This window comes from Marinimicrobium sp. UBA4209 (genome assembly GCF_002381585.1).
In the GTDB taxonomy this organism is placed as follows: Bacteria; Pseudomonadota; Gammaproteobacteria; order Pseudomonadales; family Cellvibrionaceae; genus Marinimicrobium; species Marinimicrobium koreense.
Genome location: NZ_DFTP01000016.1, coordinates 1 through 514 on the forward strand (window position 1 = coordinate 1; position 514 = coordinate 514).

A 514-nucleotide genomic window follows, 5' to 3' on the forward strand; every position below is an offset into this window, starting at 1 on the left:
CGAAGCGTAACCCGACAAAAACATTGGTCAGGCAGTCGTGAAAAGGAGCGGCTATGGATCAAGAATCGATTGTGTATGGTTGCATCAAGGACATGGCGTATCTTCCCTCGGAAGGGCAACGCCTGCTGGTCAATCGCGACGCGATGTTGACGTTGCCGCACGCGGACGATTGGCCGTTTTTGTCCCAGGAGATGTTTTCGATTCCGCAGGTGGAGGTTCGTCCAGGACACTACCAGACGGAGGTGATGCATTTCGGCGCATCCTATAAAGCCGTTGAGTATGAGTGGGATCAGTGGATCGCACAGTTTGAGGATTTACTGAGCAAGATGTATTGGGTCTCGGCCACGGTACACCTGGAAACGGAGTTGTGCGGCACGCATACATTCACCTGGGAGTCTACGGCAAGCTACCACAAGCCGGGCTCAGGAGATATGCAGGTACGCTGCGAGTGGTCGCACGAGGGTGCTCTGGCGGTTTGAAGGCGACGATACGATAACTTTCGGTTTAACCCGAG

General features: G+C 54.3%; 1 protein-coding gene. It reads left to right on the forward strand.

Features of this window, described 5'->3' with window-relative positions; all coding sequences use genetic code 11:
- Nucleotides 1–53: 53 nt before the first annotated feature.
- Nucleotides 54–479: a hypothetical protein gene (locus B3187_RS02835; RefSeq protein ID WP_024460151.1), complete on the forward strand. Its 426-nt coding sequence runs from the start codon at nucleotides 54–56 to the stop codon at nucleotides 477–479.
- Nucleotides 480–514: the final 35 nt, after the last annotated feature.

Bases quoted from the DNA above. Each gene is read 5' to 3' on its own strand.
- B3187_RS02835 (WP_024460151.1), top strand. From the start codon at position 54: ATGGATCAAGAATCGATTGTGTATGGTTGCATCAAGGACATGGCGTAT.